This window comes from Pseudarthrobacter sp. HLT1-3, assembly GCF_059383535.1.
Genome location: NZ_JBWZCJ010000057.1, coordinates 1 through 3,881, shown reverse-complemented (window position 1 = coordinate 3,881; position 3,881 = coordinate 1). Strand labels below are relative to the sequence as shown.

Genomic DNA, 3,881 nt, shown 5'->3' with positions numbered 1-3,881 from the left:
GGCCCTCGCAGCCGGAATCTGGCACAACTGGCTGACCGGAACGCCCCGAAAACGTTCGCTGATCGCATACGACCACTGAATCCAATAGGAATTAATCATCTAGCTGGTTTCAGGAACTGGCCGCCGGAAGTACCACTAGAAACCGCGGGCCGGGTTGCAGATGCTGCAGCCCGGCCCGCGGTGTTATTTCTTTCGGCTAATGGCCGGTATTCCGCGCCGTGCAATCCGGGCAAAGCCCGAAAATCTCGACGGTGTGTTCCACTACGGTGAAGCCGTGCTCGGACGCAGTCCGCGCTGCCCAGGCCTCGACGGCGGGCGCCTCGACTTCGACGGCTTTACCGCAGCTGCGGCACAGCAGATGGTGGTGGTGGCCGGTGACTGCGCAGCGCCGGTACACGGCCTCGCCGTCGGCGTTCCGGAGCACGTCCACCAGGCCCTCGTCCGCGAGGGACTGCAGGATGCGGTAGGAGGTGGCGAGCGACACCGAGGTGCCGCGGTCCTGCAGAATGCGGTGCAGTTCCTGGGTGCTGACAAAGTCCGTCAGCTCGTCCAGGACGGCGCTGACCGCGAGGCGCTGCTTCGTGACGCGCTGCTCCTTGGCCGCGGCAGGGACCGGCAGCTTCGTGCGGCTGCCGTCGGCTGTGGCGCCCTGGGACATCGTCGTACTCGCTTCGCTGGGGGTCTCGAAAGGCGGTGGTGGCAAGGTTCCAGATTACCAGCCGGGTCCGTGGACACCGCCGGGAAGGAACCCTAGGCTGGCCGGATGAAGCTGACGAAGTTCACGCATGCCTGTGTCCGGCTCGAGAAGGACGGGAAGGCGCTGGTGTTCGACCCGGGGAACTTCTCTGAAACCGACGTAGCGCTTTCCGGCGCCGACGCCGTGCTGATCACCCACGAGCATGCCGACCACGTCGACGTCGACGCTGTCGCGGCCGCGCTGACCGCCGGTGGGTCGCTGCAACTTTTTGCGCCGGCCGGCGTCGCCGCGCAGCTGCGGGAAAAGGCGCCCGACGCCGGGCCCAGGATCCATACCGTGGCTCCCGGCGAGGACTTCGAAGCGGCAGGGTTCTCCGTCCGGTGTTTCGGCGGGCAGCACGCGCTGATTCATCCGCAGATTCCGGTGGTGGCGAACATCGGCTACTTCGTGGACTCCAACGTCTATCACCCGGGCGATTCCTTCGTTGTGCCCGACGGCGTGGAGGTCCGGACGCTGCTCGTGCCCGTCCACGCTCCGTGGAACAAGGTGGGCGAGGTCGTAGATTTTGTGATCGGAGTCGGCGCGCCGAAGGCCTTCCCGATCCACGATGCATTGCTCAATGAGAACGGGCGGCGGCTGGTGGAAGGGCATGTCACCCGGTTCGGCGCCAAGTACGGCACCGAATACCGGCACCTCGCGAGCGGGGAGAGCGTCGAGGTCTAGGAGGTGTAGGAAACGGCCGGGCGCTAAACCGGCCAGGCCCCGGTGGCGAAGAACTGACGGAGAGTGGCTTCATGCGGTGCGGGGTCCAGACCCTGGGTCCGGAGCCACTCCGGGCTGTAGTAATTGCCGGCGTAACGGTCGGCGCCGTCGCACATCAGCGTTACGACGCTGCCCCGGCTGCCCTCGGCGATCATCGCCGCGATCAGCTGCCAGACGCCCCACAGGTTGGTACCGGTGGAGGGGCCCGACTGCAGGCCGGCGAAATCGTGCAGGTGACGCATTGCCGCCACCGATGCCGCGTCCGGGACCGGGATCATGTGGTCGATCACCGCCGGGACAAAGCTGGGTTCCAGCCGCGCCCGGCCGATTCCCTCGATCCGCGAGGGCTGACTCCCAAAGGCGATGGCGCTGGGTGCCGTGTCGGGGGTGCCGGCAGTGCCAGGGTTGCCTGCGGTGTGGCTGGCGGGTCCGCCGGCGGAAGCTCCGTGGCTCTCCAGCCAGGCAGGGTAAAACGCGGAGTTCTCCGGATCCACCACGGCGAGGCCCGTGTTGTGGCAGTGGTACCGGAGGTAGCGGCCGATGGTGGCACTGGTGCCGCCCGTGCCTGCGCCCACCACGATCCAGCGGGGGATCGGGTGTTCTTCCAGGGCGAGCTGGCCGAAGATTGACTCGGCGATATTGTTGTTGCCACGCCAGTCGGTGGCCCGTTCGGCGTAGGTGAACTGGTCCATGTAGTGGCCGTTGGTGCGTTGCGCCAGGTCCGCGGCGGCGTCGTAGACCTCCGAGGCGTGGTCGACGAGAAGGCAGGATCCGCCGAACTGCTCGATCAGTGCGATTTTCTCCCTGCTGGTCGTCCGCGCCATTACCGCAATGAACGGCAGCCCCAGCAGCTGGGCGAAATAGGCCTCCGACACGGCCGTGCTGCCGCTGGAGGCCTCAACAATGGTGGTGCCCTCGGAGATCCAGCCGCTAGCCAGCCCGTAGAGGAACAGCGAACGGGCCAGGCGGTGCTTGAGGCTGCCGGTCCGGTGCGTTGACTCGTCCTTGATGTAGAGCTGGACGCCCCAGGGCACCGGAAGCGGAATGGAGTACAGGTGGGTGTCCGCGGACCGGTTCGTCTCTGCGCTGATGCGGCGGATGGCCTCGTCGACCCACACCCTGTCCTGCTGTCGAGCTCTGATCACCGCACCAGCCTACCCGCGCACGCAGACCCGCTGGATAGAGTTGATGGATGCAGACCTTGATGGATGTCGCCACCCTGAAGGACCGTCGCGACGGCGCCGGCGAAACGCGACGGCGGGCAGTGTTGCTGGACGTGCGATGGGCGCTGGGCGACCCGCACGGCCGGGAACACTACCTCGCGGAACACATCCCGGGTGCGGTCTTTGTGGATCTCGCCAGCGAGCTGGCCGGCCCCGCAGACCCGGGCCGCGGCCGCCACCCGCTTCCGCCATTGGCCCAGTTCCAGGCGTCCGCCCGCGGCTGGGGCGTCCGTAACGGTGACGTTGTGGTGGCCTATGACGACAGCGGCAACCTGGCCGCGGCCCGGCTGTGGTGGATGCTCCGGAACGCCGGCTTTCCGGACGCCTACTTGCTCGACGGCGGACTGGCCGCCTGGCGTGACGCGGGCTTTAACCTGGAAAGCGGGGAAGGGCACGCAGAGCCCGGGGACGTGGTGCTGAAGGACGGGGCCATGCCCGTGATCGACGCCGGCCAGGCGGCCAGTTGGGGAGGGCAGGGGCTGCTGCTGGATGCCCGCGCGGGGGAACGGTACCGCGGGGAATTCGAGCCGGTGGACCCGCGTGCCGGCCATATCCCCGGAGCCGTGAGCGCCCCCACCACGGCCAACCTCGGCCCGGACGGCAGGTTCCTGCCCGCGGAGACGCTGCGCGACCGTTTCGCCGGACTCGGCGTGCGTGACGACCTCCCGACGGCCGTCTACTGCGGTTCCGGCGTCACAGCAGCCCATGAAATTGCGGCCCTCGAAATCGCCGGATTCCCGGCGGCGCTGTATCCGGGGTCGTTCTCTGAGTGGTCCAACAAACCCTCGAACCCCGTGGTGACAGGGGCCGCGCCGAACGGTGGCCCCTCGGACTGAGTGAAAGGAACCCCACACAGCGTTCCGTAACTCCAGTGCACCGTGCACTGACCCCTGGTAGGCGGGCGAAGATTTGCGCCCGCCCCCGGCGGCCCGCTCAGGCTGCTTGGCGGCGTTGATGACGGGCGTGGATGAGCATTTTGGCCCGGCGGCGGAGTTCGCGGTGGTGGTGCCGGTTGAGATCGACGGGTGGGTCCGGCGCCGTTTTGTTGGCAATAGCTCCGGGCGCTGTTCCGGGAAGCTTTCCGGACGTCGTTCCGGGGAGTGGTGGTGCGGTGGATTGGTAGCTGTGGCCGGTGGGGGTGGTGGTTTCGATGGTGTGTCGGGGGCCGGGGCGTGGGCGTGCGGTCCAGCCGGGGAGTT

At 67.7% G+C, this 3,881-nt stretch carries 4 protein-coding genes and 1 pseudogene; 2 read left to right on the top strand and 3 right to left on the bottom strand.

The window, feature by feature from the left end:
* Nucleotides 1-196: 196 nt before the first annotated feature.
* Nucleotides 197-658 carry a Fur family transcriptional regulator gene (locus AC50X9_RS21160; protein WP_494897049.1) on the bottom strand — a complete coding sequence of 154 codons (462 nt, stop codon included), beginning with the start codon at nucleotides 656-658 and terminating at the stop codon, nucleotides 197-199.
* A gap of 105 nt (nucleotides 659-763) precedes the next feature.
* Between AC50X9_RS21160 and AC50X9_RS21155 the strand changes: the two genes are divergently transcribed.
* The gene (locus AC50X9_RS21155; RefSeq protein WP_494897047.1) at nucleotides 764-1,420 is read left to right on the top strand and encodes an MBL fold metallo-hydrolase; all 657 of its coding nucleotides are present in this window, start codon (nucleotides 764-766) and stop codon (nucleotides 1,418-1,420) included.
* Between the two features lie 23 nt (nucleotides 1,421-1,443).
* On the opposite strand, the gene AC50X9_RS21150 is transcribed toward AC50X9_RS21155, so the two are convergent.
* Complete coding sequence (locus AC50X9_RS21150; protein ID WP_494897042.1) at nucleotides 1,444-2,604, bottom strand: PLP-dependent cysteine synthase family protein; 1,161 nt, start codon at nucleotides 2,602-2,604, stop codon at nucleotides 1,444-1,446.
* 47 nt (nucleotides 2,605-2,651) lie between these two features.
* Here AC50X9_RS21150 and AC50X9_RS21145 point away from each other — a divergent pair, with 47 nt between their 5' ends.
* Entirely contained in the window at nucleotides 2,652-3,518 is an 867-nt protein-coding gene (locus tag AC50X9_RS21145) for a sulfurtransferase (protein WP_494897039.1), read from the top strand.
* A gap of 97 nt (nucleotides 3,519-3,615) precedes the next feature.
* On the opposite strand, the pseudogene AC50X9_RS21140 reads toward AC50X9_RS21145, so the two are convergent.
* Nucleotides 3,616-3,881, bottom strand: a pseudogene (locus AC50X9_RS21140) (hypothetical protein); the annotation flags it as partial.

Coding starts and splice junctions, on each gene's coding strand:
- AC50X9_RS21160 (WP_494897049.1), bottom strand. CDS start 658: ATGTCCCAGGGCGCCACAGCCGACGGCAGCCGCACGAAGCTGCCGGTC.
- AC50X9_RS21155 (WP_494897047.1), top strand. CDS start 764: ATGAAGCTGACGAAGTTCACGCATGCCTGTGTCCGGCTCGAGAAGGAC.
- AC50X9_RS21145 (WP_494897039.1), top strand. CDS start 2,652: ATGCAGACCTTGATGGATGTCGCCACCCTGAAGGACCGTCGCGACGGC.